This window comes from Terriglobus roseus DSM 18391 (assembly GCF_000265425.1).
In the GTDB taxonomy this organism is placed as follows: domain Bacteria; phylum Acidobacteriota; class Terriglobia; order Terriglobales; family Acidobacteriaceae; genus Terriglobus; species Terriglobus roseus.
Genome location: NC_018014.1, coordinates 2343564 through 2370429, shown reverse-complemented (window position 1 = coordinate 2370429; position 26866 = coordinate 2343564). Strand labels below are relative to the sequence as shown.

Sequence of the window (26866 nt, the reverse complement as noted above, 5' to 3'; positions counted from 1 at the left end):
ATCAAAGCCCATAGCGGCGTGGATATTATCCACGCCGCCATGAGACTCAGTTGTTAGAAAACGTACTTGGCAGACAGCTGCAGCTGCCGTGGTCCAGAGCGGGTCTTCGTGATGTTACCGAACGTAGCATCCTGTGCGGTGCTGTTCGGGTTGCCGTAGCTTGCAATGTTGAAGACATTCGTACCATCCACGCGCAGGCTCAGGTGCTGGCGCTCGGTGATATTGAAGTCCTTGAACAGGGAAGCATCGTACTGCATGAAGCCAGGCGTGCGCTCCGTTCCGGGGCGCTGCTGGCTGATCACGCCGTTGGCCGGCAGGCCGTAGGCGCAGACGCCGTTGTCAAAGCCAGGCGTGTTGCAGGACGTCGCCGACGGATCCGTTCCGAACCAGTGAGCGACCGAACGGTTGACCACTCGCAGCGGACGGTACCGGATCATGCGCTGCTGGGACGAGTTAACACCGGAGTTGATGGTGTTGCTGGTGATCGTCGTCGGGAAGCCCGAGTAGACGAAGCCAGAGGTCGCCAGCTTCCAGCCGCCGATGAACTCATCGACGAACCGGGGCATGTTCGATCCCACCATACGTCCACGGCCTACAGGCAGATCGTAGGTCATGGTGAAGTTCAGGTTATGGCGTACGTCCGCACCGGAAGGACCATACTCGATGGTGTTGTTACGCGGATCTTCTGCGTAAGCGCTGTTGGTCTGAACGTTGGACACACCGAAGAAACCGATGCTGTTCGTCATTGCCTTGCTGTAGGCATAGTTCACAGTGAACTGCAGACCGGCCTTCAGACGCTGACGGAAGCTTGCCTGCAGCGAGTTGTAGTTCATCATCGACTGCGACGCAGTCAGCGCCACACGACCGGACTGACCAACCACCTGGTAGAAGGGCGTCTTGTTCGTGGCGAAGCAAGCAGGATCGTTTACCGCAAGCACTGCGCCGTTTACGAGGCATGGACGGGTCGGCTGGTTTGCATTGACTGCCTGGATGAGGTGATAGCCGTACTCACCCACATAGCCAACCTGTACCGAGCTCGTGTTGCTGAGCTGGTACTCCGAGGTGAGGCTGTACTCGTTCACCGTGGAGGGCTTCAGGTTCGGGTCCCATGCACGGAAAAGCTGTCCGCAGGTGGGATCGGTGCTGTAAGCGCAGGTGGCGGTGTTCTGGGCGAAGGCGTTCTGAACCGTCGTGAAGCTGCCCAGGCTGCCACCGGAAGGAGCCGATCCCGTGTAGCTCACCGAGCTCTGGAACGGCGGGTTGATGTTCAGGCGAAGGTTCGCACCGCTGCCTTCCATGTACGTCGTGGAGCCGAAGCCACCACGCAGCACCATGCGCGGCTTTGGATTCCAAGAGAAACCAACACGCGGCATGAAGTTGGTCCAGACCGGGTTGTAGAGCGCACGGCTGTTTCCGTTCACACCGGCCAGTTGGATGGCGCCAGTCTGAAGGTTCAGGTTCGCCTGCTTGTTATTGACTTCGTAGACGGGCTGGTCGTACTCCCAACGCAGACCGAGGTTAAGCGTGAAGGTGGAAGAGACCTTCCAGTCATCCTGCACAAACCAGGCATCACGCCATTGACGCTGACCGGTGTGACCGGCAAGCGTGCCGCGGCCAGCCGAGAACGCACGATTCAGGTAGAAGTCAGCCACACCGGAGCCAGACGAGCCGTTGGCCGCAGTGAAGTTACCGTTGTACGTCATCTGACCCTGAGCACCGTCGTTGCCGGTGTACAGGCTGTTCTGCTGGTAGCGGATGAACTGGCCGCCCATCTTGATGATGTGGCTACCCTTCTGCACCGTCAGGTTGTCGGCGTAAGTGAAGTTGTTCATCACATTGTCGGAGTAGATGCCGGCGTTACCGAATGCCGCACCACCGCTGCTCGCTGAGAGGTTCGCACCCGTCGAGGTGATGTTCTGCGCTGAGAAGCCAGGAACCTGGTTTCCGCCGCTGATACCAACAAGGCTGTTTCCGCTCAGACCGAAGACGCCGGTCGTGTCCTGCGGCAGACCCTGGTGCCACGCCGTACGGAAGAAGCCTACGCGGAGCTCGTTCTGAATGGTCGGCGTGAAGGTGTGCACATGGTTGATGGCAACACCCTTCGTTGGGTAGGTCGATGCAGTCGGGAAGGCGAGTGCGATCGGTGCCGTGTTCGTGTCGCCTGCCGTGCTCTGGCTATAGCGGACGAAGAAGGTGTCCTTGTCGTGGTAGCGATAATCGACCTTGACGTCGAACTGGTCGTTGTAGATGCGCTGCTTGGTCACACCGCGATAGTTGCCGTTGGTGACGGTGCCAGCCTGTGCGGCCTGGTTCGGCAGCGGATACAGCTCAGGATGTGCAAACAGATATCGCGCAACCGGATTCAAAGCCGTGACAGGAAGACGGTTGTTGGCATACGCCGGCGCTCCAGCAGTCTGCGTGTCATAGAGCTGGACCGGCGTGTTGATCAGAGAGCGATCCAACAGTTCCGAGAAATCACCCGCGCGCATCTTCGCTGTTGCCACGTTTACAGCCGACGTGCCGCCCGTGTGGTAGCGGTTGCCGGAGTAATCTGCGAAGAAGAAGAGACGATCCTTCAGGACTGGTCCGCCAAAGGTGCCGCCAAAGATGTTGCTGGTCGCGCTGTTCTTGGGCGTCGGTACCGCGTTGTGGTTGTTCTCCCACGTGTTCGCGTTGAAGCTATCGTCGTTGACGTAGTAGAAGGCGCTGCCATGGAACTGGTTGGTGCCGCTCTTCGTCAGGGCAATCACGTCGCCGCCGTTGACGTTGCCATACTCAGCCTGGGCGTTGGCGCTGACCGTGCGGACCTGGTCCAGCGCATCGGGGCTTGGGTTGTAGCCGATGGTGTTGTTGATGGTCTCGTTGATTTCGATACCGTCAAGCAGGAAGTTGTTCGACTGCTGGCGGTTGCCGTTTACTGCAACCTGTCCACCACCGCCGGTGCTGCGCTCGATGGCGTTGGTGCCGGTAAAGCTGGTGGGATCGGTCGCAACAGCGCCGGGCGTGAAGATCGTCAGCGACGAGAAGTTACGGCCCTGAAGTGGGATGTTGTCGATTGCGTGAGCATCGAGCGTTGATCCAAGCTCAGCGCTCTCCGTGTTGAGCAGTGGGATCAGTGCTTCGTTGACAGTGACCGACTGGTTGACGCCTTCAGCGCCAAGCTTGGCGTCGAACTTCGCGTCCTGGCCTGCCTCGAGTGCAAAAGGTCCAAGTGTCTGCGGAGCAAAGCCTGCAGCCTGGATCGTGACCTTGTACTGGCCAACCTGAAGGAAGCGAAGGTTGTAAACGCCCGAGCTGGTGGACTCAGCGGTGCTGCTCACGTTGGTCTGGATGTTGGTGGCGACAATCTTCGCGCCGGGTAGGACGGCGCCGGAGGCGTCCGTCACAGTGCCATTGATACTACCGGTAATCGTCTGGCCGTAGATACTGGGGCTCGTACAGACAAGCACCGCAGACATACAGAGTAGGGAACGCTTCATCAACTTGGTCTCCGAAAAGGGGAATTTCAAAGTGGAACAAACCAGGGGGCAGCGAGCTAAATATGCTGCAATTTTGATCTATGTTCTCGGTACTTTAACGTTGACACAGTAGACCGCACAACGCGCACCGAGGGCTAGGTCATATGACCTAGCAGGCTCTCGTGAGGATCGTCAGGAATAAGTGACATTCGTTTTGCTTACAGTAAAAACAGCAAGGTATCTGGAGAGTGACTTGACTCGTTTCCTCGGCTTGATCCTCGGCGCAACCTTCGCATTTACGCCACTTTTAGCGCAGGCGCCATCCCCGTTGAGCTATGTATGCCACCATGTGGGCGCGCCACCGACGATCGACGGCAAACTGGATGACGCCGTATGGCGACACGCCGCATGGACATCAGCTTTTGTAGATATTACGGGTGGCGCAGATCGGCGTCCCATCTATCGCACTCGGATGAAAATGCTGTGGGACGATCACGCACTTTACATCGCAGCAGAACTGCAGGAGCCCGATGTGCATGGCACCCTTACGGCGCATGACTCCGTAATATTTCATGACGACGACTTCGAATTATTTCTGAAGCCCGTCCCCTCAGATAAAGACTATTTCGAATTTGAGATGAACGCCCTCAACACGACCTGGGACCTTTATCTGAATCGTCCGTATCGCGAGGGCGGCAAGGCGGACAATGGTTGGGAAGCAGCAGGTATCCGGACTGCCGTCGCGGTCCAGGGCACACTCAATCAGCGGTCGGATAAAGACAAGGGATGGACGCTGGAGATTGCCTTGCCGCTGGATGCGTTTGCATCACGGCAGCAGGTTCCTATGCCTGTCGACGGCACGCAATGGCGCGTGAACTTCAGCCGTGTGGAGTGGCTGCCGGGACATCCGCGCGAAGAGAACTGGGTATGGTCGCCGCAGGGCGAAGTGAATATGCATATCCCTGATCGTTGGGGAACGCTGACGTTCCGCCGCTAATCAGCTTCAGACAGGCAGGAAGTCTGCGAACATCGGGCTCTCCAGCGAGTAGGTGTGGATCGGCGCCGACAGCTCTCCTGTCTTTGCATCTCGCTCAAGAATCACAACGCTGTTCGATGCAACGTCGCACAGCATCAGCCATCGTCCCGTGGGATCGATAGCGAAGTGTCGCGTGTTCTTGCCACCGTTACTCGCAAGCTGAATCAGCGTCAGCGCGCCACCATCGTGATCGATGCGGAAGGTCGCGATGGTATCGGACGCAACACGATTCCCAATGTAGAGATTGCGCCCGTCGGGCGAGACTGCGATCTCACCGGAGAAGGCGATGCCTTGCGGAAAATCCTTCGGCAGACTTGAGACACGGCTAACCGGCGTCAAGCGTCCTGCCTTGCCGTCCCACTGCAGGATGTCGACACTGGAATCGAGTTCTTCGAGGCAATAGATCCAACGACCATTGGGATGAAATGCGATGTGACGCGGACCGCTGCCAGGAGTGGTCGACCAGAGGGGTATCGTGTGCGGCGTGATCTCTGCGGTCCCTTGATTCACGCGGTAGATCAGGATCTGGTCCAGACCAAAGTTATTCACCAGCAGAAAGCGCCCATCCGCGGTGAAGCGGACTGAGTGTGCATGAGCACTCTCCTGCCGCTTCGGATTTGGTCCGTGGCCTGTGTACTGAATATGCGACACGGGCGAAGAGATAGCTCCATGACCGTCGATCCGGTAAGTCGTGATGCTGCCACCGTTGTAATTTGCGACGGCGAGCGTGCGTGCATCTGGCGACACGGAAACATGCGTCGGCGCATCACCCTCGCTTGACTGTGTATTGATCAGGCGAAGAACACCACTCGTCGGATCGGCAGCGAAGGCACTTACAGTTGCTCCCGCGCCGGTGGCTTCACTCACCGCATAGGCATACGTATTGCCCGCAATCCGAGCGAAGGCCATGAACGTCGGATTTGTGATCGCCACGGACTTCTGCAACACGCCAAGCGCGCCGCTCGCGGGATCCCACGTCGCGGAATAAATCTCACCGCCGGCCTTAGCCGCAGAGCACAGCAGAACGCGACGCGGAGACGACGGTACAGCCATCGCCTCGCGCACAAAAAGGAGAGCCGGGGCAACGCCAACAAATCGGCGGCGTGACCAGGGTAATGCGATCGAGGGTAGATCACTTCGCTGCAATGGGGTCCTCGTCGAAATCGTCAGTGTCACTTCGCTCCTGAGATACGGCAGGAGACAACACCTCCACAAAATACCGCACTTGGACAAGGCGACTCAACGGTTGCGCTTGGATTGCGCAGCTGCCGCAAGGTACTGCGTCCAATCCGTGGCGATGCCTCGTTGCGCCTCTTCCAGCGGCATCTCGCCCGATCGAACCTTCGCCGCAAGATAGTTCTCGACCAGATCCTTGCGTTTAAAAAATCGATCCCTCAAGACATTCTCGGCCGGCCCGCACTGCGGCCAGATGTTGCCCAACCCATCCGCTCCGCCCAACTCCAGCGGCACCAGGTGATCCAGTTCACACACCTGGGTTGATCCGTTGTTTTCAGTCGGCGCCACCATGCCATACCAGGCATACGTCACATGCTTCTGCTTCTCCGTGCTCTGGCAGTTGCGGATACATTTCGTGCGCCACTGCGGATCACGAAGGATCTCCGCGTCCAGGTTCGGCACAGCTCCGCCGGGCGTACAACGAGGGTCGGGAATCGGATAGCCGTTCCTCACGCCCACCGCGCAGGTGTCATCCTTAGGCCATTGCCAGGTTGCGAAGTAGCTGGAATCACACGTCACTCCCAGCGCGTTGCAGTCACCCTTCGAAGCGTTGCCGGGCAGCGGTTGTTGCTTGGGCACCTTACGCGATGGCGTGTCGCGTCCCGACCTCTGAGGCTTCGCGCGCGAGCCGGTTCGAGGCGCGTGAACACTCGTCGGAAAGAAACTCTTGTAAACGAGAAAGAGGACGCAAAGAATAAAGAGGGTAGCGAGGAGACGGCTTACAGGGGACTTCATTATGACTGAAGCAAGGATAGTGCATGCGACGCCGACGCCCCCGCGTCTACAGCCTCACCTGTATCTGCTGGACAGGAAACTTCGCCGCAGCATCAGAGAGATAGCCTTATCCGTCGACTCTTACGGGCGCAAAACTTGAAAAGGTAGCAATCGACGTGACACAGAAAAACAGCGGCCTGCTCCGGCTGATCGCCATCTTCAAACTGGTGAAAGCCATCACGCTCGTCGCCGTAGGCATCGGCGCGCTCCACTTACTTCACAACAACGACGCTACCGAAGCAGTGAATCGTCTGGCAGCAACGATCGGCTTCAATCCGGGTGGCCGTTACGTCGACGGGGCTCTGGCCAGGATCGTCAACCTGCCATCGAAGGACTTCAAAGAGGTCGGCATCGGCAGCTTCATCTACGCGGCCCTCTTCCTTACTGAGGGCATCGGGCTCTGGCTCATGAAGCCATGGGCCGAGTGGTTCACAGCGATCATCACCGCCTCGCTGATCCCACTGGAGATCTTCGAGATCCATCTCCACCCCACCGCCGTCAAGGTGGTCGTGCTCGCGCTCAACGTGGCGATCGTCCTCTATCTCATCCTCAGGATCCGGAACCAGAAAAAGCCCTGACGCTACAAAGGGCGACAGGCCGTGCTGCAAAGTCTCCAGACGCTTCGCGCGTTAAGGGAAATGCCTCTCGCGCTCTGTATCGTCGAGCATTGAGGAGCGGCTGACAGATGGAGCAGGAGTCATCACGCGGCACGACGCTTGAGGTGTTCCTCGCCTTCCTGCGCCTGGGCTGCGTCTCGTTCGGCGGCCCCATCGCCCATCTTGGCTACCTTCAGGAAGACATCGTCGTCCAGCGCAGATGGTGCAACGAAGACAGCTTCGCAGAACTCATAGCCCTCGCCCAATCCCTCCCGGGACCATCCAGCAGCCAGGTGTGCTTTGGTCTCGGCGTGCTCCGTGCCGGATGGCTCGGCGGCATCGCGGCCTGGACAGCGTTCACCTTACCGTCCGCTCTCCTGATGTTGCTCTTCGCCTTTGCGGCAACGCATCTCTCCGGCACGCTCGGCCTCCGCATAGTGCACGGTCTGCAGCTTGTCGCGGTCGCCATCGTCGCTCAGGCCGTCTTGATGATGCAGCGTTCCCTCGCACCCGATCGCGGACGCATGATCATCGCCGTTGGCGCGCTCGTAATTGTCAGCTTCGGCCCGGCCCGATTCGGCACTCTCCTCGCGATCCTCCTCGGCGCGATCATCGGTCTCGCATTCTTTCGAACCGTCCCGCCCGCTTCACCACGAGCATTCCTGGTGCGGCCCTCCAGGATCGTCGGCATCGCCTGCGCGGCCACACTCTTCGGTCTGCTGCTCCTGCTCCCTGTGACAAGTCGCCTGACCCACCTGCTCGCACTCCAGGTGCTCTCCGCCTTCTACACCTGCGGAGCACTGGTCTTCGGCGGCGGCCATGTCGTCCTCCCCCTGCTCGAAAGTGCTTTCGTCACTCCTGGCTGGGTGAGCGAGCCCGTCTTCTTATCCGGTTACGGAGCAGCGCAGGCAGTCCCAGGTCCGCTCTTTACCTTCGGTGCATTCCTGGGCGCGTCGATACAGGGTTCCGCCCACCGCGTGCTCTTCGGTCTACTGGGACTCCTCGGTCTCAGCGCTCCCGGCCTGCTCGCGATGGGATCCATCCTGCCATTCTGGCAAAGCTGGCGCGAGCGTCACACCGTCCAGTCGGCACTTCGAGGAGTCAACGCTGCAGTCGTAGGAGTCCTCATTGCAGCACTCTTTCATCCGCTCTGGACAACCGCAATCCACGGCACAGCAGACTTCTGCATCGCGCTGCTCGCATTCGTTCTAATCACGCAATGGAAGCTCCAACCCATACTGGTGGTCGCGATCACCTTGGCTCTCAACCTTGCTGGGTCAGGCGCCTGGCACTGAACGCGGGCGTGGCGCGGCTCGGCTCACACCAGTCTGAAGACGAAGGCAATAATAGGTGAGAGCCGAAAGATCATGATCACACCGCGCCTCCGCGAGAACCTGATTGCAAGTGCGCTCGGCGCGGGCTTTGACCTGGCCGGCGTCGCGGCGGTGCCGGAGCGCGACTCGCCAGAAGAAAAACTCCAAAGCGAGCGCTTCGCGGAATGGGCTCGCGCAGGCTTTGCCGGGGACATGGCATGGATGCTGCGCGAGGACGCCGACGGCGTCCCGCTACGCTCGTCACTGCAGCGGGCGGTACCGTGGGCGCGGTCGGTGGTGCTCTGCGCCATCAACTACAACAGCGCCCAGCCGCGATCCATCGATGCAGCACCCGATGGCGCCGGATGGATCGCACGCTACGCCTGGAGCGGCGACAGTACCGGCGATGAGGCCGTCCCGACCGACTATCACGAGGTACTGCTCGCTCGTCTCAAACGAGTCGAAGCCGACCTGCACGCCATGGTGCCTCCCGGCGAGGAAGCTATCCAGACACGCTGCTACGTCGACACCGGCCCCGTCGTAGAGCGATGGTTCGCGCAACTATCAGGCATCGGATGGATCGGCAAGAACACCTGCATGCTCAACCAGCAGCAGGGATCGTGGCTGCTGCTGGGCGTCCTGCTCACATCGTTGCCGCTGACAAATGACGCAGTCTTGCTTCCGGCCGCTGACCGGTGCGGCACATGCACCCGCTGCATCGATGCCTGCCCGACCGACGCGCTCATCGCGCCCCGGCGGATGGATGCCACCCGATGTATCGCCTATTTGACCATCGAAAAGAAGGGCAGTATCGACGAGTCGCTTCGACCTCTCATGGGGCGGCAGGTCTTCGGCTGCGACATCTGTCAGGACGTCTGCCCCTGGAATCGTCGGGCGCCCGTCGGAACCGCTCCGGACATGCAGGCAAGAACATCCCTTGTAAATCCGTCGCTTGAGGATCTGGCCGCAATGGATACCCCTGCATTCAAGCGCAGGTTTCGCGGATCGCCACTCGAGCGCACCGGTCGTCGCCGCCTCCAGCGCAACGTGGCCATCGCCATGGGCAACAGCGGGGATGCACGGCACACCCAACGTCTGCAGACGTGGGCAGCCGGCGAGGACGAGATGCTCCGCGAAGCTGCGGCGTGGGCCTTGGAACAAATCGTGGGGACCGGAACGTCTTTAGACCAACAGACGCCGCAGGCCTTCAAAGAAGAGAAGATCACACCGGATAGCTCTGCTAGCATCGTTTGAACCGGGCGGATGGGGGCCCGTGCGCCGCCTATGCCGTTCATTACGCCGCCCTACGAAGCCGAGCCGTCGAAACCATCCGAAGAACCAAGTGAGGCTCAGGCGGAAGGCGTCAAGTCCGCGCCAGGCGAGCGCGAAGTGTGGCCTGAGCCGATCGAAGGTGGTACCGGCGCGCAACTCGTGGCGCTGCTGCGTTATCTGACGCAGACCGACGTCCACACCTACGCCTTCTCCGTAGCTGCCAACGTCATCCTGTCGCTCTTCCCGTTCATCGTCCTCCTGTTGACCATCTCGCGTGTCATCTTCCACTCGCCTGCGATGGTGACGGTCGTCAGCCAGCTAATGTACAGCTACCTGCCCGTTGGCCAGGATTTTGTCATGCGAAACATGACACTGCTGGTGCATCCGCACAAGGGCGTGCAGTTCTTCAGCGTGGGCATGCTGCTCGTCAGCAGCACCGGCGTCTTCCTGCCGCTTGAGGTTGCACTGAATAACGTGTGGCGCGTAACGAAGAATCGCAGCTACCTGCACAACCAGGCGGTGTCCCTCGGCCTCGCCCTCTCCGTCGGTCTGCTGGCTATGTTTTCGATTGGTGTCTCCTCCGCGCAGCAGGCAGTGCTCGGCTTCCTCTTCATGGGCCACACGCAGAACATCTTCTATGCAGTTCTTTCGAAAGGCTTCCTGAGCGTCCTTGCGACATTCAGCTCAGTCATGCTCTTCTTCCTGATCTACTGGATCCTGCCCAACCGCAAGATCCCCGCGCTCGCGGTCTTACCCACCGCCATCGTCACCGGCCTGCTGTGGGAGGGCGCGAAACACCTCTATATCCTCACGTTGCCCCACCTGAACTTCCAGGATGTCTATGGCCCCTTTCAGATCTCGGTCGGCCTGATGCTCTGGGCATTCCTGAGCGGCCTGATGCTGCTGGCCGGCGCGCACTTCTCTGCGACGCGTCACGCCATGCGCATGGCTCACGCGGCGGAGGCAGACTGAGCCGATGCCGCTAGTGCTTCGTCCACGCCAGCAGAACATGTCTGACCCGCTCTACGCGGCGACAGGAGCACCGGGTCCCGGCCCATGGCGGCGCGTGCCAATGTGGGTCCGCCTGGTCTGGGGACTTACTGCACTTTGCTTTTTGCTGGCCTATCTGCCGGAAAGTCTTGGCAGCGCCGCATCGTTCCTGCGTTGGCCTCTGCTCGCGATCGGCATCCTATCCGGCGTGCCGGTGCTCTACCGGGCAGCTCGCCACGGCATGCTGTGGCGCCTGCGCAACAAGCTGATTCTCACCTACCTCCTCATCGGCCTGACCCCAGTCGTGCTCTTCTTCACGCTGGTCTTCCTGGCCGCATACGTCGCAGCAGGGCAGTTCGCCATTCATCTCGCAGCGTCGCACCTGCAGTTGCAGTTGGACAGCATGGGGACCACCGACGCAGGCCTCGCCTTCGGTATCGCCCACCGTCTCGAAGACGGCGCCACCGTCGACAGCTTGATGCGCTTTCCGAACGGCTTTGGAGGATTCGGCCGAGGCGGTCCAAACCGTACTCCCGGAACCAGCGGCGGACCCGCCGGCACACGCCCAGCCGCAGCGCCCACCTCGGCGCCCACCACTCCAGCGGCAGACGCGCCGGCAACCGCCGGCACTCTGCCGAACAGCGCAGGCCCCGGGGCCAATGCACCCGGTAATGCCGCCGGACGAATCCTGGAAGGTCGCCAACGCGCCATCTACGTCGACAAAACGCCCGTCGACACCCCGGGATTCGCCGGCAACGCACGCAGTCCCTTACGCATGGCGGACTGGGTAGGTAAGCGCCGCTTCGGTCAGTTGAAGGTCTTCGTCGCCGACGGCGGCGTGCTCTACATGGCCGTGGTCGACCGAGTACCCGCAGGCCACGACCACACCGTCACCGTCATCGGCAGCGTTCCCGTCTCGGAGCAGCTTCTGAATGGAGTCGCCGACGGCCTCGGACAGGTAACGCTCGTGCCCGGCCTCGCACTCCAGCAGAAGCGCCGCGCCAGCCTCACCGCAAAGGAGCTGCGCCGCACCCGGCTGGTGGGCGGCGTCCGGCCGCCAGCATCCTCCTTCTTCGACTACGGCGTCCGCTTTCCGTCCACGCTCTCCGTCGTCAACTGGGAGACCGGCGAAATCCAGGCCGTCCCATTCAACGTAGAATCCCGCCCGTCCATTCTCTTTGAGCAGCTCTTCGGCAGCGGCCTCACCGGCCGCATCTCCGACACGGTACGCGCTGTCTTCCTCGGCATCTGCCTGGTCTTCGCCATCTTTGAGATCTTCGCCTTCTACGTGGCAATGCGCCTCACAAGAACCATGACCGGCTCCGTCGAGGACCTCTACGCCGCCACGCTCTCCATCGACAGCGGCAACCTCGCTCACCGCATCCAGGTGCAGCGCGACGACCAGCTCGCCGACCTCTGCCGCTCCTTCAACCGCATGTCCTGGTCGCTCGGCAGACTCATCGAGGAGCAAAAGGAAAAGGAGCGCATGCAGAGCGAACTAAGCATCGCGCAGGAGGTGCAGGCAAACCTCTTCCCGCAGGCCTCCGTTCGCGTGCCATCGCTCCAACTGCACGGCATCTGCCGCCCCGCCCGCACGGTCTCCGGCGACTACTACGACTTCCTCGTCTTCCACGACGACAACGACAACTCGCGAAAGATCACCGGCCTCGGCCTCGCCCTGGGCGACATCAGCGGCAAGGGAATCTCGGCCGCGCTCCTCATGGCAACGCTGCACTCCGCCGTGCGCGCCTACCGTCTCGCCAGCGAAGAGCTCTACGGCGACACCGCCCGCGCACTCACCCACCAGGAGTCGCTCGAGTGCGGCGAACTCTTCGAATCGCCCGCCCGCATCCTGTCCCTGCTCAACAAGCACCTCTACCGCTCCACCCAGCCGGAAAAGTACGCCACCCTCTTCCTTGCGCACTACGACGACGCCAGTGGCCGGCTTACCTACTCCAACGCAGGGCAGCTACCGCCCTTCATCCTCAAACGCGACGGCCGGGTCATACGGCTAGACAAGGGCGGCACCGTAGTCGGCCTCATGGACGGCATGCACTACGAGCAGGAAACCGTCACACTCGACACCGGCGACCTGCTCATCGCTTACTCCGACGGCGTCACCGAACCCGAGAACGACTTCGGCGAGTTCGGTGAGGACCGCCTGCTTGAGGTCGTCCGCGAACACCGCGACCAGCCCCTCGAAGTCATCTCGCATGAGGTGATGGCGGCGCTCGACGCATGGATCGGCGGCGGCGAACAGCCGGACGACATCACCCTCGTACTCGCCCGCAAGATGTAATCAGTCTCGCCCGGTTCTACCCCTCAGTAACGGACGGCGCAGGCTGAGCGACCGTGGGATCGTGCGGCCCCTGCCATCACAAACGTGCTCGTCGGCATGCCCAGCGGAATGCCTTCCTGATCGAATCGCTGCAGGATCCGGCGGCGCAGTGCACGCAAAATCCCATCCTTCTGGTTCGCCTTCACTCGAATATTCACGGGATAGATCACTTCGCGACCGTTGATCTTGTCTACCCCAAGAATGTCCGCATCAGCGATCGCCACATCCTTGAACGCCGGTTCGCTGCGGACCTCCGCCGCAATCTCCCGCAGCAGCGCCGTCACCCGGTCCGGGTCCGCCGAAGCATCCACCGATACCGAAAGGGAAGCCACCGAGAACTCGCGCGACAGGTTCGATACCGTTGCAATCTGCGAGTTGGGAATAAAGTACTGCGTGCCGTCGCCATCCCGCAGCGTCGTCGCGCGCAGTGATAGATCTTCCACCGTTCCCGTCAGGCCCGCCAGCTTCACCACGTCGCCCACATTGAATTGGTCTTCGATCAGGATGAAGATGCCGTTCAGCATGTCCTTGAACAGCGACTGCGCGCCAAACGAGATGCCAAGCCCCACCACTCCCGCCGACGCCAGCAGCGGCTTTAGATCAATGTTGAACAGCGGCAGGATCTGCAGCAGGGCAATGAAACCGATCAATCCGTAACAACTGGCTCGCAGAATTGCCGCCACGGTGCGCAGTTGCGACGCCCGAGGACTCCGGCCGGCATACGCGTCCGCAATGCGGCGCATACGGTTCACGAAGAAAGCCACGATCCGCTGCAGGACAAACGAGACCAGCAGGATCACCAGGATCTTCGGAGCGTCGTGGCGGACAAAGTCCACAATGTCCACGTGCCAGCTATGGCCCAGCTCCTTAAAGCTGGCATCGGGCGGTGTGGTCGGAACAAACAATGTCATAAGCGGTGTGAAAAGCATGCGCGAGCTCCTGCCGGCTTCAGAGTTATGATCTTGGGGCAGAGCCCTTACCCCAAACATTGTCGCAGGCCGACCGCTCCGCATCGACCGAAAGGGAACCCCTATGCATCGGCACACTCTTGGCAACGCCATCGGGATCGCCTCTTTGTATCTCGTCGCCTCGTCGACAAGCGGCCAGGGGCGGGGCGTCGCCACCCCTCACCGCAAGTCATAGCGCCACTGCCAAGCGTCTACGAAAGCGCGCCCTCCAGCAGTGACCCCGGTAGCTCACCTTCCGTGCTTCTGCTCGAACGGTTCAAGGCGAAGCGGCGGCTCACAGAGCGGAAACAGGCAATCGAACAAGCCGCCTTGCTGCAGAGCATGACGGAGCAGTTCCAGAAAGACACCGCAACCCATCAGGAACTCACGACAGCAGACCTCAAACGCCTGCATGAGATCTCGCGTCTCGCAAAATCCATTCAGGGCAAGCTGGAGGACTGATCAACATGCGCGCATCCTTTCTCGCAGCTCCCACGCTCCTTCTCACACTCAATGCTCCCGCCCAGGCACAACCGGTGCACCCGCCCTCCGTACAGCAAAACGCCGCCACGGTAAGTGCGCCCGCCACAACAGAGCGCCAGAAGAAACTCAACGATCAGGCGCAGCGTCTCTCCGCCCTCGGCCGGCAGATTCACGAATCCGTTGGCAACATGAAGGGCGGCGAGATCTCCGCCACAGCCATCAAGCAGATTCGTGAGCTCGAGAAGCTTGCGAACACCATGAAGGACGAAGCTCCAAAATAGGCTCCAGGTTTTCGCAGCCGCATAGCATCTAACGCAACATCCGCTTCACCATTCACCTCGCAGCGCGTTACATCGCAGCGCCACACACACAGGAGGGGCAGCAGCATGAAGGCATCACACCTCGTACGTCCTGCTGTCATTTCCACCGTGCTGTTGACGGCGGTGTCGCTGGGAATCGTTTTGCCCTCTCCTTCGACTGCCTTCGGACAGGCGAACAGCTACCCCAACATGCGGCAGAATCAGACGCCCAGCAACATCCCCAACAACGGGCGCGGCATGGATCCTTCCAGGCCCGGGAACTCCACCTACCCCCTTGATTCTTCGGTGTCGCCCGACTTTCCAAAAGAGATCGTCACGCGCCGCGAAGCCGCTCGCAAACTGGAACGGAAGAGGCGTATGGTGGACAGCGCCAATCGGCTGCTGGAGTTGACGGAGCAGTTGAGGGCGCAACTTGCGACACGGGAAGCAACGCCCGAAGACGCAAAGCGACTCGACGACATCGCCAGGCTGGCGCGATCGGTGAAGGACCAGATGCGGGATTGATTTGCTCGCCTGGCGGTGCCGCATGTCGGCTGCAAACTGCCGGCACGGACTGTTTTGGATGGTGTGGGATGTTGAACCTTGTTCGTATGTCGAAGGTCGTTCTTACCGTGACGCTCCTGATAGCTACTGCTCACGCGCAGCAGCGCTTCACGGGGACAGCACAGGTCCCGGAGCACGCACGTGCCGAGATGGTCGCGCAGGATCGCCAGAAAAAGATGCTAGCCGACGCTGACCAACTGCTGGCGATGGCGCAGCAGCTTAAAACCGCGGTCGATCAGACCAAAAAGGACGAACTCTCCGTCCAGGTCATCAAGCAAGCCGACCAGATCGAGAAACTCGCGAAGTCGGTCAAAGACCGCATGAGGCAATAGACCAGGGTTGGCGACGGTCACGGCCGATAGGCAAGTGCGGCTGCGGCATTCACCACGCCGTACGCCATCGAGGCGGTCGGCACCGCGGAAGCTCGCACCGCAGCCAGTACCGTTGCAGCACTCCACTCCGGATGCGCCGCGCGAACCAGTGCCACAACTCCCGCAGCCAGCGGCGCACTCGCGCTGGTGCCGAGCGCCTGCACATACGGCACATGGCCCAGGTTGAAGCACCCTTCGGAGTGATTCGCGTCCGTCGGCACGCCGTCCACCGTATTCGGCTGACCGTTGCTGCACGCTCCGCGCACCCATCCGGAGACGCTCTCGTCGCCGCCCGCCGGATAGCTGCCGCCGGGTGCGCCCACCGCATGCAGCGGCGCTCCCAGGTTGCTGTAGTACGCCAGGGTCGGAACGCCCGCAACGCACGTGGCGTTCGTCACCAGGTTTTGCGCACAATCGGGATTCGTTGAGGCGACCACGGCCAGTACATCTCGGGACTGCGCCGGCAGCGCCAGATACCTCGTGTTGGTGAAGTCGAAGGCATCGTTGCCCGCGGCAGCCACCACCACGGCTCCTGCGTCGGCAGCCGCGTGTGTCACGCGGTCAAAGCTCGCCTTCAGCCCAGCCGCGTCGCCGCTGTACAGGTCCAGCGTCACACTCATACTCATCACAATCACGTCCGCCCGTTGCGCAATGGCGTCTTCCACGCCCTGCAACACCCACGACAGCAAGCCGGAAGCCTGTCCCGCATTGCACTGCGCCGCCGTCGAGTTGCCGTCCCCAGGCATGCGCTGCATCACCTTGATATTCAGCAGCACCGCCTCGGGCGCTACGCCTACCATTCGCCCCGTGCCGCTTCCCGCCGCACCCGCAGCCAGCGACGCCACCCAGGTTCCGTGACCGCTCTGGTCCTGGGGCGAACCGTCATCGCATACGCTCGGCTGCACGGCCTGGTTGATCTCCGTCATGCTCAGCGCCAGGTTCGGAGCAATATCCGGGTGGGCGCGATCGACACCGCTATCCAGAATCGCAATGCGAACACCCTTGCCGGTTGTCGTCGCCCACGGTCCGGCGACGCCACTTCCGGCAACGCCACCGCCCATCGCTCCCACGGCACGAACCGCCCAGCCCTGCGCCGAGTCGCGATAGAAGCTGTCGGCGCCATCATCTCGCGGCGTGGCGCGCGGCACATTGGCACGCAGGATCGGGGCCGTTCGCGTCGCCGATGACCCGTCCGTCTCCAACCGAGTCACAACACTCGAAGCAGTCACCACCCGGTCCTCGACGACGAATTCCACTCTTGGGTCCAGCTTCAGGGCAGACTCAGCCGCGCTCGTCCCCGTCAGGAGTGCAGTGCCCAGCCGCTCGTGCCGTCGCAGCAGGTGTCCGCCGGCACGGACGGCTGCGCCCTCCGCATCCCCGGGAATACTGCCGTTGCGGTAGATCACCAGGAGTCGATGGACGCCATTCACGCTGGCGGCCGTCGCAGACACAGTCTGCCCATGCACGTCAGGTCGCACCAGCGACACCGTCGTGATGGTGAAGAAGAGGTAGAGAACCGCCCTTCGCAAGCTGGAGATCGAGAACATTTGAAAGCCTCACCTGGTCTGTGCAATCCGCTCGCAGCAGCCGGACAGGCGACACCTTTCAGCGTCTGGCCCCGGATCTGCCACGGGGTCCTTATCGGCGCGCCGTTCGCAAGCTTGAAGCAGGCGTCGTCCCCGCGTGATGCACGGCGGACGCTACCGCTTTACAATCAGCAGGGAACGCCGTGACGTGGTGACGGCGGACCAGGATCTTAGGACAAGGGCAACAGCATGGCAGCGCGCACCACGACAGCAGGGACGACAAAGGCAGAGAGTGCGCTTGGATCCCTTACGGGAGAAGAGCTGATCCACTTCTATCGGCTGATGTACCTGTCGCGGAAGACCGACGACCGCGAAATCCTGCTGAAGCGCCAGCAGAAAATCTTCTTCCAGATCTCCTGCGCCGGCCACGAAGCCCTTCTGGTAGCCGCCGGTCTCGCACTGAAGCCAGGCTATGACTGGTTCTTCCCGTACTATCGTGACCGGGCGCTATGCCTGGCACTCGGGCAGACGGTCACCGACCAGCTTCTACAGGCCGTAGGCGCAGACGACCCCGGCAGCGGCGGACGCCAGATGCCGTCCCACTGGACCAGCAAGCCGATCCACCTTATGTCGCCATCCTCAGCGACAGGCACCCAGTGCCTGCACGCCGTCGGCTGTGCCGAGGCCGGCATCTACTTCACGGATCATCCCGACGCTGCCGCTGGCGAATACGGCGCGGGGGACTACCGCAAGTTCAAAGACGTCAGTTTCGAGTCCGACGAGGTCGTCTACACCTCCATCGGCGAAGGCTCCACCTCGCAGGGCGAGTTCTGGGAGGCGCTGAACACCGCCTCGAACAACCGCCTGCCGGTCATCTTCGTCGTGGAAGACAACGGCTACGCCATCTCCACGCCCGTCGAAGCCAACACGCCGGGTGGCAACATCTCGCGGCTCGTCGCGAACTTCCCAAACTTTCACTTCGCCGAGATCGACGGCACCGATCCCATCGCCAGCTATGAAGCGATGAGGGAGGCGGTCGCCTACTGCCGCGCTCGCAAGGGCCCCGCGCTGGTCCACGGCCACGTCATCCGCCCGTACTCGCACGCACTCAGCGATGACGAGCGCTGGTACCGGCACCCCTCAGAGCTTGAAGCCGACGCCCTGCGCGATCCGCTTGGTCGCACCGAAGCACTCCTTCTCCGTGAAGGCTTCCTGACCGAAGAGGCTCTGGACAAACTCAAGCGCGCAGTCGACGACGAAGTCCGCGCAGCGGCCGACGTCGCACTGGGCGCTCCACTCCCGCTCGTCGCCAACATCACGAAGCACGTCTATTCCGAAGACCTGAAGCCGACCGACGCAGTCTTCGCGACGGAACCCAAGCTCGAAGACGCCGTCGACCACACCATCGCGGACCTGATCAACCACACCCTCCGCGACGAAATGCGGCGCGATCCGCGCATCATCGTCTTTGGCGAAGACGTCGCCGACGCGACACGCGACGAACATCTGAAGACCGGCACCTTGAAGGGCAAGGGCGGTGTCTTCAAGATCACCGCGGGCCTGCAGACAGAGTTCGGCTCCGACCGCGTCTTCAACTCGCCGTTGGCTGAAGCCAACATCGTCGGTCGCGCCATCGGCATGGCCTCACGCGGCCTGAAGCCCGTCGTAGAAATTCAATTCTTTGATTACATCTGGCCTGCCATGCACCAGATGCGGAACGAGTTATCCGTCTTCCGCTGGAGATCGAACGGCAACCACTCATCACCTCTGGTGATCCGTGTCCCCATCGGCGGCTACCTCACCGGCGGATCGCTCTATCACTCTCAGTCCGGTGAGAGCATCTTCACGCACACGCCCGGCGTGCGCGTCGTCATGCCATCCAACGCGCTCGATGCGGCAGGTCTGCTGCGCACAGCGATCCGGTGCGATGATCCCGTCCTCTTCCTGGAACACAAGCGCCTCTACCGCGAGGCCTACGGCCGCGCCCCTTATCCAGGACCGGAGTACGCCATCCCGTTCGGCAAGGCAAAGACCGTCAAGACTGGTACCGACCTCACCGTCGTGACCTACGGCGCCGTGGTCCCGCGTGCCCTGCAGGCCGCGCAGAAGATCGAACGTGAGCAGGACATCAGCGTCGAAGTGATCGATCTGAGATCGCTCTCACCCTACGACTTCGAAGCCATCGCCGAGAGCGTCCGCAAGACAAATCGCGTCATCATCGCGCACGAGGACATGCGAAGCTGGGGCTTCGGTGCAGAACTCGCAGCACGCATTGCTGACGAACTCTTCCACGACCTCGACGCTCCAGTGCGCCGTGTCGCCGGCATGGACACCTTCGTGGCCTACCAGCCCGTCCTCGAAGATGCGATCCTCCCGCAGCCGGAAGATCTCTACCGCGCCATGGCAGAACTCGCAGCGTTCTAGCGCTTCGTTTCGCTTGGCATAAGATCACCTCGGAATGTGTCCTGCGCAACATTGCAGAGACCGTTGTGTTCCCACTGGAGTCCGGCGGCCTCGGCCGCCCCGAATCCAGCACCCGAGGTGTTTCATGGGCATCGCTCAACACCACTTTCGTCACATTCTCGCCGCGGCACTCTGTGGCAGCTTCGTCTTCAGCGCACCCCTGAGTGCGATCGCTGCGACAAAATCTGCCTCGACGCCCGCTGCTCGTCCGCTCGACAAGGACGCGCGAGCCAATCTGCTACTGAATCGATTCACTTTCGGTCCAACGCAGGCAGATTTGGCCTCTGTACGCGCACTTGGCGTGGACAATTGGCTCGAACGGCAGCTCCAGCCGCAGTCCATAAACGACAGTGCTTTCGAGGCAAGACTCGACGTCTACCCGGCCCTCCGCATGACACAAAGCGACCGCATGCGCCGCTATCCGGAACCAGCAATGCTGCGCCAGATCGCTAAGACTGGCGTGCTTCCCAATGACCCGGAACTACGCGCCATCGTAGGCGACCAGGTCGAGTTCTACCAGATGGTTCGCGAGAACAAATCAAAGGCAGACGCCACTAAAAACGGCAACACAGACGCAACGATGATGAACGGCTCCATGCAGAATGTAGCCGCGCAAACAGCCGCGCAAGCACAGGCTCAGGCCGCCGTCGCGAACCTCGAACAGGCCACTCCTGCCATGCCCAAAGCAGCAGTTGATTCGCTGGTCTCGCTGTCGCCAAACGATCGCTACGGCCGCCTCCTCAGCATGCCGCCGGCAGACCTCATCGCGCTACGCAAAGGCGCCAAGGGCCCACTGGAAGCGAAGATCACCGATGGAATGACACCACTCCAAAAGGAAACGCTGCTCGCACTTTCCGGAACAAACCGCATGATCAACGCGGAGACGCAGGGCTCGCGTCTGCTGCGTGACATCTACTCGCAGCGACAGCTCGAGGCGGTCATGACCGACTTCTGGCTGAACCACTTCAACGTCTTCGTCGGCGCCAACGGGCAGATACCAAGTGTGCTGCCGGAGTACGAGCAGACGATCCGCGCGAACGCCCTCGGTAAGTTTGAAGACCTGCTGGTTGCAACCGCGCAAAGCCCGGCGATGCTGATGTATCTGAACAACGCCACAAGCATGGGACCGAACTCGATTGCGGCAGAGCGGGCGAAGAAGAATGCCAAGAACAAACAGGACCTTGGGCTGAATGAGAACTACGCGCGCGAAGTGATGGAACTGCACACACTAGGCGTGACGGGTGGCTACACCCAGAAGGACGTGACGGAACTCGCGAAGGTCTTCACCGGCTGGACACTCGATCGTCCCTACGATGGTGGCGCATACAACTTCAACATGAACCGGCACGAGCCGGGACCGAAGACGGTATTGGGCAAGACCATCCAGCCCACCGGAGAAGAAGAGGGCTACCAGGCGCTGCACATGCTCGCTACCAGCCCTGCCACTGCGCACTTCATCTCGACCGAGATCGCGCAACGCTTCGTCAGTGACAATCCACCGCAGGCCATGGTCGATCGCATGGCGAAGGCCTTCCTCTCGAGCAATGGCGATATCAGGCAGGTGCTTCGCGCGATGATCCATTCGCCCGAGTTCTTTACGACGACAACGGTGAACGCCAAGCTGAAGACGCCGCTGGAGTACGTCACGAGCGCAGTGCGAGCGAGTGGGGCGGATGTCTCGAATCCGTTGCCATTGATCCAGTCGCTGCAGCAGCTCGGGATGCCTCTGTACGGATGCCAGCCGCCGACCGGTTATAAGTGGGATGAAGCGACGTGGCTGTCCTCGTCTGCATTGGTTAACCGCATGAACTTCGCGTTGTCGCTCTCGACGAATCGCATCGGCGGAGCGACCGTGGACTGGATGCCCGCGCTAACAAATGGAACGCCAATGATCCGTCCAGTTTCGCTGACTACGGGATCGGGTGCGGCAGATCCAGAAGCGATCCGTAAAGAATCACTGCTGGAATCGCGGTTGTTTGAGGTACCGGTGAGCGCTCAGACTCGCACCGCGGTGATCACGCAAGGGAACGATGCCACTGCGCAGCAGGCAGCACAGCAGTTCTCCGCGAACGGCACCCGCGTCCTAACGGATGCGGAGAAGCAGGCACAGCAGCAGGATCGTCTGGACATGATGGTGGCCGGTAAGGTGAAGGGGCCTCTGCCGCAGAAGGGCATGGCACAACCACGCGGTCTGGGCGCGGCCGTGATCAAAGCAGGACCGCCTCCCGCAGATAAGCAGGCCGCCGCAATGGCTGGGCTGTTGCTTGGCTCGCCTGAGTTTCAACGGAGATAGAAATCCGCTGACCCGGGTGATCTCTATCTCCACGATGCGCCGAAATGGCGTAGCTCTGACAGAACGAAGTTTGATGGGTTGGGTTGATAGCAGTGGGTAAGTCGCCGGTCAGACCGGCGGAGGATATCGGAATGTTTTCTCGTCGGGCATTTGTTCGGGGTGGCGCGTTGGCGCTTGTCGGTACGGCAGCTGTGCCAGGCTTTCTTGTTCGCAGTGTGATGGCGGAACAGGCTACGGCGCAGGCGAATGGCAAGAAGCTTGTTGTCCTGTTTCAGCGTGGCGCCGCTGATGGCTTGAACATTGTTGTGCCCTACAAGGAAAAGAACTACTACGCGATGCGGCCGTCGATCGCGCTGCAACCGAACGAGGTGCTCGATCTGGACGGTCAGTTCGGCTTCCACCCTGCGATGGCTCCTCTACTGCCGCTCTTCAAGCAGGGACATCTTGCGGCGATCCACGCAGTGGGTTCGCCTGACACGACGCGGTCGCACTTCGACGCGCAGGACTACATGGAAAGCGGCACACCCGGCATCAAGAGCACGCAGGATGGATGGCTGAACCGCGCACTGCAGGCAGAGCGAGTCGATCCGAAGGCGATGAGTGCCTTCCGAGCCGTAGCCCTTGGTACGCAAGTTCCGCGTACTCTGCAGGGACGTCTGCCAGCAGTCGCAGTCGCGAACGTTGCGAACTTCTCAGTCGGCGGTCAGGGAGCGCAGGGTGTGGCAGCATCCGCAGCATTCCAGGCCATGTACGCGGGGACGAACGATCGCATCCTGAGCGGTGAAGGTCAGGAGACGTTCGAAGCGGTGAGGATGTTGAAGGCGACCGATCCCGCTCACTATCAGCCGGCGAACGGCGTCGTGTATCCAAACTCGCCATTTGCCAACAACCTGAAGCAGATTGCTCAGTTGATGAAGGCTAATCTTGGCGTGGAAGCAGCATTCGCGGACATCGGCGACTGGGACACACACCAGGCGCAGGGCAGCGTGAACGGCCGACTTTCCAATCGCCTGAAGGAATTCAGCGAGGCGATCGCCGCCTTCTGGAACGACATGGGGCAGGACGCGGAGCACATCACTCTGATCACCATGAGTGAGTTCGGACGCACTGCACGCCAGAATGGCACAGGTGGAACCGATCACGGACATGGCAACGTGATGTTCGTTCTGGGCGGCAGCATCAAGGGTGGCAAAGTTTACGGCCAGTGGCCAGGACTGGATGATCACCAGTTGAATGAGGGGCGCGACCTGGCCATTACGACGGATTTCCGGCAGGTGCTTGGCGAGGCGGCGTATCACGCACTGGGCACGCGTGATCTGAGTTCCGTCTTCCCAGGTGGTGCTGTGACGCCTGCGCAGTTCCTGCGTTTCGCGTAGCAGTCAGATTCGCAACACGTGTCTTTGAAAATGACGTGACATTCGGAAAGAAGGAGTAATGTATCTCATTGTGGATGGTGTACATAATTTGATTCCACCGAAAGTCCACAGCGGACAGCGCAACCTTTCAACCGTGACTGCGTCTTATCCGTTGTAGTCAGCAATACGCCGGGGTCACCCTTCTACGACCCTGGTTTCACCTATCCGCACCAAATCTTCCCACCTTTATATGTAAGGCCTCCGGAACATCGGAGGCCTTCACTTCTTGTGCACGTAAGGAGCAATTGTTTCATTTGTGTGAATCGAGTATTCCAAGAAGATCGCTGCCGGTAAGTCGCAAGAAGAGTCGTCGGTGGTCGCGTCATTGGAATCGTTCGGTCAGCCAGGAAACGCAGCCGCGACAGCGTTTGCTATTCCCAGCCGAGACGGCTGTCCAGCGAGATAGGCCCCGCGCCGAAAGCCATCACGATAAAAGAGAGGGCCATGCAGGTAAGCGGGTACTTCGAGGCGCCGTAGGAAGGGAATGTGACTTTGGCGATCGCAACGATAAGGATGAGGGTGTTCAGACCGCCGAAGAAGCGTGTGAAGAGTCCTGCAAGAAGGCAAAAGCCGCCTAGAAACTCTCCGAGCGCTGCGATGGTGCCCAGCCACGCCGGCATGCCAAGCGTGAGGACGTAGGCGTTCCAATGTTCGATGGCGGCAAAGGTGTTGTTGCCGTGAAAGCCGCCGTGGGGGATGATCTTGGTGTAACTGGCCGATACCAGCGCGCAACCCAGCACGATGCGCAGTATGAGCAGGGCAAAGGGCTGTAGACGATCAAAGAATCGGGCCATGGACGAACACCTCTTTCGTTCAGGCTATGTCGACATAGCGCGATTCTTCGTTCTATTTTGCCGAGGGCACCTGCGGTGTCAGTACCGGGATAGAGGCACCGGGCAGGTTGCTGTCCAGAAAGCGCGTCAGCGCGGCCTTCTCGGCTGCTTCATCGTGTGTCGGGACTTCCACCGTCAGCTTGGGATCGGCAGCGGTCTGATAGACAGCCTTGCGTGCGCCGTCTGCCTGGCCGACGGTGTAAAGCAGCTTTGGAGTAGTGACGTGCTTCAGACCTTCCAGCGAGAAGTTGTCGTGAAAGACGAGGCTCAGCGGAAAGAGGTGGCTGCGCGGATCGTGTGCAACGCGGGCGCGGACAGTGGGATCGGCGTTGTAGGCGATCAGGCCGCCACCGGGACCGTAGTTCTGGAGGAGCTTCACAGCCAGCGAGACGCCGGTACCACTGCCGAAGAGGATCACGTGGTCGGGTGCGATGTGGCGGGTGCTGGTGAGGTACTCCCAGGCGGATACTGCGTCGGCCTGCATGCGGTCTTCGCTGGGGTGAGGACGCTGGGCGCTGTTGCCGTAACCGCGGTAGTCGAAGGCGAGGACGTTCAGTCCGAGGTCACGCAGCATGGCAATCTGTGTGCCGTCCGCAGCATCGAGCTGGCCGTCACCACCGCGTAGGTAAAGGGCGGCAAAATTGGCCCGAGAAGAGCTGCCGGGTACGCCAATCCATTCGCCAGCAAGTTGCGGTTCGCCGGCGCCGTTAGGTCCGAAGTGAATCTTCTCCGAGACGAGGCGTGTCCCGCCATTGGCAAGTCGTGTTGGATGCAGTACAAGCTGCCACGATCCCATGTAAAAGAGCAGCCCAAGCGCGAGATAGCTGCAAAACAGCCCAAGCACGATGAAGACACCAAGCATGCGGACGAGCCAGCGCGGGTCGACGACCTCGACCGTCTTCGGAGGTGACGATTGGGCAGGGCGGGATGACGTAGCGCGAGGCTGTGACTTGGGCGAGGTCTTGGGTTGCTGGGCCATTGCAGGCTCCATGGTAGCGCGGCGGATGTTGAGGGTGCGGAGGGAGCTGTCGCTGCATCCAATCACGAAACGACAAAAGGGAGTAGGGAATGGCGCAGTGGGTTCGTTTGTGCGCGGTGGAGGAAGCGCCGCAGCCGGGAAAGGTGATGCAGCTGGAGGCCCAGGGCGTGGATGTTTGCCTGGCGAATGTGAACGGCGCTTTGAGCGCGATGGACAACTGGTGTCCTCACCGTCGTGGCCCGTTGGGTGAGGGATGGGTCGAGGGAGATCGCGTGGTCTGTCCGTGGCACGCGTGGGGCTTTGAAGTGACGACCGGCAACTGTCCGGAGGAGCATGCGCACGTCGACATTTTCCCTTTGAAAACGGAGGGCGGAGACGTGCTGGTGGACATTACATAGGTATGCCAGAGAGTGGATTCACACACTTCTCTTCAGGAAGCTTCGACTTGATGCTGTGTCATGGGGCTAACGCTGATAGAATCGATTGAATCCACTCCAGTAGGAGAGGCAATGCAAGCTATCCTCGCGCTCGAAGACGGGCGCATCTTCCGCGGTAAAGGCTTCGGCGCCCCTGCCGAATGTTCCGGGGAAGTCGTTTTCAACACTGCATTGACCGGTTATCAGGAGATCTTCACCGATCCTTCTTATGCCGGACAGATCGTTGTTCTCACCAATCCGCAGATTGGAAATTACGGCACCACGCCGAATGATGCTGAGAGCACCAAACCCTATATTGAAGGCCTGGTGACACGGGAGTTTTCTCCGGTGTCCAGCAACTGGCGCTCAACGCAGGTGACCGACGAATACCTTGAGAAGTACAACGTGCCCGTGATCGCGGAAGTCGACACGCGCGCTATCGTGCGGCATCTGCGTGCGAATGGCGTCATGCGTGGCGTTATCTCCACGAAGGTGACGGACGTTGACGTGCTCGTAGCCAAGGCTCGCGCCATTCGCAAGATGGATGGGACGGATCTCGCGTCTGTTGTGAGCACGAAGACCCCTTACGAGTTTTCAAGCGCCAGCGCCGCAAACGAAACAGGCGACAAGTTTCTGCCGGCCTCGATCAGCACGGATGGCAAGCAGATGCATGTGGTCGCGTATGACTTCGGCATCAAGCAGAACATCCTGCGTATGCTGGCTCGCGAGAACTGCCGCGTGACGGTAGTGCCTGCGAAGACCTCTGCAGCAGAAGTGCTGGCGATGAATCCTGATGGCGTCTTCTTCTCGAATGGTCCCGGAGATCCTGAGCCGCTGGATTATGCGCAGAAGAACGTGCAGGATCTGGCCGGAAAGACGCCGATGTTCGGCATCTGCCTGGGCCATCAGATTTTTGGCCTGGCACTTGGCGGCAAGACCTACAAGCTGAAGTTCGGCCACCATGGAGCGAACCACCCCATCAAGAATCTTGAGACGGGTAAGGTCGAGATCACCTCGCAGAACCACAACTATGCGGTCGATCCGGAAACACTGGACGACGCGACGGTTGCGGTGACGCACACCAACCTGAACGACGGTACGGTTGCTGGCTTGAAGCACAAAGAACATCCGATGTTCAGCGTGCAGTATCACCCCGAGGCAAGCCCCGGTCCGCACGATTCGCATTACCTGTTCAAGGACTTCCGCAAGATGATGGATGAGTGGAAGAAGTAATCAAAAGGGGCATCCTGAGGATGCCCCTTTT

At 60.8% G+C, this 26866-nt stretch carries 22 protein-coding genes; 15 read left to right on the top strand and 7 right to left on the bottom strand.

Annotated features, from left to right (window positions below):
* Positions 1-53: 53 nt before the first annotated feature.
* A complete protein-coding gene (locus TERRO_RS09905) occupies positions 54-3479 on the bottom strand; it encodes a TonB-dependent receptor (RefSeq protein ID WP_014785864.1) in 3426 nt (1141 codons plus the stop codon).
* Positions 3480-3711: 232 nt separating this feature from the next.
* On the opposite strand from TERRO_RS09905, the gene TERRO_RS09900 reads away from it, so the two are divergent.
* Positions 3712-4455 (top strand): carbohydrate-binding family 9-like protein, encoded by a 744-nt coding sequence (locus TERRO_RS09900; RefSeq protein ID WP_014785863.1) that lies wholly within the window; start codon positions 3712-3714, stop codon positions 4453-4455.
* Positions 4456-4461: 6 nt separating this feature from the next.
* Here the strand turns inward: TERRO_RS09900 and TERRO_RS09895 are convergent, their stop codons facing one another.
* Together TERRO_RS09895 and TERRO_RS22015 are read right to left on the bottom strand one after the other, a co-directional pair.
* Positions 4462-5547, bottom strand: a complete 1086-nt coding sequence (locus TERRO_RS09895; protein ID WP_052313312.1) for a lactonase family protein — start codon at positions 5545-5547, stop codon at positions 4462-4464.
* Positions 5548-5733: 186 nt separating this feature from the next.
* On the bottom strand, positions 5734-6309 hold the full coding sequence (locus TERRO_RS22015) for a hypothetical protein (RefSeq protein WP_052313311.1): 576 nt from the start codon (positions 6307-6309) through the stop codon (positions 5734-5736).
* Between the two features lie 311 nt (positions 6310-6620).
* Between TERRO_RS22015 and TERRO_RS09885 the strand changes: the two genes are divergently transcribed.
* The 5 genes from TERRO_RS09885 to TERRO_RS22010 all read left to right on the top strand — a co-directional run bounded on the left by TERRO_RS09885 (position 6621) and on the right by TERRO_RS22010 (position 12974).
* Positions 6621-7082 carry a DUF2127 domain-containing protein gene (locus TERRO_RS09885; RefSeq protein ID WP_014785860.1) on the top strand — a complete coding sequence of 154 codons (462 nt, stop codon included), beginning with the start codon at positions 6621-6623 and terminating at the stop codon, positions 7080-7082.
* A 107-nt stretch (positions 7083-7189) separates the two neighbouring features.
* Positions 7190-8395, top strand: a complete 1206-nt coding sequence (chrA, locus tag TERRO_RS09880; RefSeq protein WP_014785859.1) for a chromate efflux transporter — start codon at positions 7190-7192, stop codon at positions 8393-8395.
* 72 nt (positions 8396-8467) lie between these two features.
* Positions 8468-9667, top strand: coding sequence for a tRNA epoxyqueuosine(34) reductase QueG (queG, locus tag TERRO_RS09875; protein WP_014785858.1), 1200 nt, complete (start codon positions 8468-8470; stop codon positions 9665-9667).
* Between the two features lie 30 nt (positions 9668-9697).
* Positions 9698-10657 (top strand): YihY/virulence factor BrkB family protein, encoded by a 960-nt coding sequence (locus TERRO_RS09870; RefSeq protein WP_014785857.1) that lies wholly within the window; start codon positions 9698-9700, stop codon positions 10655-10657.
* Positions 10658-10661: 4 nt separating this feature from the next.
* The gene (locus TERRO_RS22010) at positions 10662-12974 is read left to right on the top strand and encodes a PP2C family protein-serine/threonine phosphatase (protein WP_014785856.1); all 2313 of its coding nucleotides are present in this window, start codon (positions 10662-10664) and stop codon (positions 12972-12974) included.
* Positions 12975-12997: 23 nt separating this feature from the next.
* Here the strand turns inward: TERRO_RS22010 and TERRO_RS09860 are convergent, their stop codons facing one another.
* Complete coding sequence (locus tag TERRO_RS09860; RefSeq protein ID WP_245536266.1) at positions 12998-13924, bottom strand: mechanosensitive ion channel family protein; 927 nt, start codon at positions 13922-13924, stop codon at positions 12998-13000.
* A 294-nt stretch (positions 13925-14218) separates the two neighbouring features.
* On the opposite strand from TERRO_RS09860, the gene TERRO_RS09855 reads away from it, so the two are divergent.
* The 4 genes from TERRO_RS09855 (at position 14219) to TERRO_RS09840 (ending at position 15638) form a co-directional block, all read left to right on the top strand.
* Positions 14219-14422: a hypothetical protein gene (locus TERRO_RS09855; protein ID WP_014785854.1), complete on the top strand. Its 204-nt coding sequence runs from the start codon at positions 14219-14221 to the stop codon at positions 14420-14422.
* 5 nt (positions 14423-14427) lie between these two features.
* Complete coding sequence (locus TERRO_RS09850) at positions 14428-14724, top strand: hypothetical protein (protein ID WP_014785853.1); 297 nt, start codon at positions 14428-14430, stop codon at positions 14722-14724.
* 105 nt (positions 14725-14829) lie between these two features.
* Positions 14830-15267, top strand: coding sequence for a hypothetical protein (locus TERRO_RS09845; protein WP_014785852.1), 438 nt, complete (start codon positions 14830-14832; stop codon positions 15265-15267).
* Positions 15268-15335: 68 nt separating this feature from the next.
* Positions 15336-15638: a hypothetical protein gene (locus tag TERRO_RS09840; protein WP_014785851.1), complete on the top strand. Its 303-nt coding sequence runs from the start codon at positions 15336-15338 to the stop codon at positions 15636-15638.
* Between the two features lie 17 nt (positions 15639-15655).
* Here TERRO_RS09840 and TERRO_RS09835 read toward each other — a convergent pair whose 3' ends face one another.
* Positions 15656-17224, bottom strand: a complete 1569-nt coding sequence (locus tag TERRO_RS09835) for a S8 family peptidase (protein WP_014785850.1) — start codon at positions 17222-17224, stop codon at positions 15656-15658.
* Positions 17225-17452: 228 nt separating this feature from the next.
* On the opposite strand from TERRO_RS09835, the gene TERRO_RS09830 reads away from it, so the two are divergent.
* The 3 genes from TERRO_RS09830 to TERRO_RS09820 all read left to right on the top strand — a co-directional run bounded on the left by TERRO_RS09830 (position 17453) and on the right by TERRO_RS09820 (position 23335).
* Positions 17453-19627: an alpha-ketoacid dehydrogenase subunit alpha/beta gene (locus TERRO_RS09830; protein ID WP_014785849.1), complete on the top strand. Its 2175-nt coding sequence runs from the start codon at positions 17453-17455 to the stop codon at positions 19625-19627.
* A gap of 124 nt (positions 19628-19751) precedes the next feature.
* Entirely contained in the window at positions 19752-21959 is a 2208-nt protein-coding gene (locus TERRO_RS09825) for a DUF1800 domain-containing protein (protein WP_014785848.1), read from the top strand.
* A gap of 131 nt (positions 21960-22090) precedes the next feature.
* Positions 22091-23335, top strand: coding sequence for a DUF1501 domain-containing protein (locus tag TERRO_RS09820; protein ID WP_014785847.1), 1245 nt, complete (start codon positions 22091-22093; stop codon positions 23333-23335).
* A gap of 410 nt (positions 23336-23745) precedes the next feature.
* On the opposite strand, the gene TERRO_RS09815 is transcribed toward TERRO_RS09820, so the two are convergent.
* Together TERRO_RS09815 and TERRO_RS09810 are read right to left on the bottom strand one after the other, a co-directional pair.
* The gene (locus TERRO_RS09815; protein ID WP_014785846.1) at positions 23746-24168 is read right to left on the bottom strand and encodes a DoxX family protein; all 423 of its coding nucleotides are present in this window, start codon (positions 24166-24168) and stop codon (positions 23746-23748) included.
* Between the two features lie 52 nt (positions 24169-24220).
* Positions 24221-25186, bottom strand: a complete 966-nt coding sequence (locus TERRO_RS09810; RefSeq protein ID WP_014785845.1) for an alpha/beta hydrolase — start codon at positions 25184-25186, stop codon at positions 24221-24223.
* Between the two features lie 89 nt (positions 25187-25275).
* On the opposite strand from TERRO_RS09810, the gene TERRO_RS09805 reads away from it, so the two are divergent.
* Together TERRO_RS09805 and carA are read left to right on the top strand one after the other, a co-directional pair.
* On the top strand, positions 25276-25584 hold the full coding sequence (locus TERRO_RS09805) for a Rieske (2Fe-2S) protein (protein ID WP_014785844.1): 309 nt from the start codon (positions 25276-25278) through the stop codon (positions 25582-25584).
* Between the two features lie 111 nt (positions 25585-25695).
* Positions 25696-26835 carry a glutamine-hydrolyzing carbamoyl-phosphate synthase small subunit gene (carA, locus tag TERRO_RS09800; RefSeq protein ID WP_014785843.1) on the top strand — a complete coding sequence of 380 codons (1140 nt, stop codon included), beginning with the start codon at positions 25696-25698 and terminating at the stop codon, positions 26833-26835.
* The last annotated feature ends 31 nt before the right edge of the window (positions 26836-26866 follow it).

Excerpts from the sequence above, each read along its gene's own strand:
- TERRO_RS09905 (WP_014785864.1), bottom strand. The coding sequence starts at position 3,479 with ATGAAGCGTTCCCTACTCTGTATGTCTGCGGTGCTTGTCTGTACGAGC.
- TERRO_RS09895 (WP_052313312.1), bottom strand. The coding sequence starts at position 5,547 with ATGGCTGTACCGTCGTCTCCGCGTCGCGTTCTGCTGTGCTCTGCGGCT.
- chrA (WP_014785859.1), top strand. The coding sequence starts at position 7,190 with ATGGAGCAGGAGTCATCACGCGGCACGACGCTTGAGGTGTTCCTCGCC.
- queG (WP_014785858.1), top strand. The coding sequence starts at position 8,468 with ATGATCACACCGCGCCTCCGCGAGAACCTGATTGCAAGTGCGCTCGGC.
- TERRO_RS09870 (WP_014785857.1), top strand. The coding sequence starts at position 9,698 with ATGCCGTTCATTACGCCGCCCTACGAAGCCGAGCCGTCGAAACCATCC.
- TERRO_RS22010 (WP_014785856.1), top strand. The coding sequence starts at position 10,662 with ATGCCGCTAGTGCTTCGTCCACGCCAGCAGAACATGTCTGACCCGCTC.
- TERRO_RS09860 (WP_245536266.1), bottom strand. The coding sequence starts at position 13,924 with ATGACATTGTTTGTTCCGACCACACCGCCCGATGCCAGCTTTAAGGAG.
- TERRO_RS09850 (WP_014785853.1), top strand. The coding sequence starts at position 14,428 with ATGCGCGCATCCTTTCTCGCAGCTCCCACGCTCCTTCTCACACTCAAT.
- TERRO_RS09845 (WP_014785852.1), top strand. The coding sequence starts at position 14,830 with ATGAAGGCATCACACCTCGTACGTCCTGCTGTCATTTCCACCGTGCTG.
- TERRO_RS09840 (WP_014785851.1), top strand. The coding sequence starts at position 15,336 with ATGTTGAACCTTGTTCGTATGTCGAAGGTCGTTCTTACCGTGACGCTC.
- TERRO_RS09835 (WP_014785850.1), bottom strand. The coding sequence starts at position 17,224 with ATGTTCTCGATCTCCAGCTTGCGAAGGGCGGTTCTCTACCTCTTCTTC.
- TERRO_RS09830 (WP_014785849.1), top strand. The coding sequence starts at position 17,453 with ATGGCAGCGCGCACCACGACAGCAGGGACGACAAAGGCAGAGAGTGCG.
- TERRO_RS09825 (WP_014785848.1), top strand. The coding sequence starts at position 19,752 with ATGGGCATCGCTCAACACCACTTTCGTCACATTCTCGCCGCGGCACTC.
- TERRO_RS09820 (WP_014785847.1), top strand. The coding sequence starts at position 22,091 with ATGTTTTCTCGTCGGGCATTTGTTCGGGGTGGCGCGTTGGCGCTTGTC.
- TERRO_RS09815 (WP_014785846.1), bottom strand. The coding sequence starts at position 24,168 with ATGGCCCGATTCTTTGATCGTCTACAGCCCTTTGCCCTGCTCATACTG.
- TERRO_RS09810 (WP_014785845.1), bottom strand. The coding sequence starts at position 25,186 with ATGGCCCAGCAACCCAAGACCTCGCCCAAGTCACAGCCTCGCGCTACG.
- TERRO_RS09805 (WP_014785844.1), top strand. The coding sequence starts at position 25,276 with ATGGCGCAGTGGGTTCGTTTGTGCGCGGTGGAGGAAGCGCCGCAGCCG.
- carA (WP_014785843.1), top strand. The coding sequence starts at position 25,696 with ATGCAAGCTATCCTCGCGCTCGAAGACGGGCGCATCTTCCGCGGTAAA.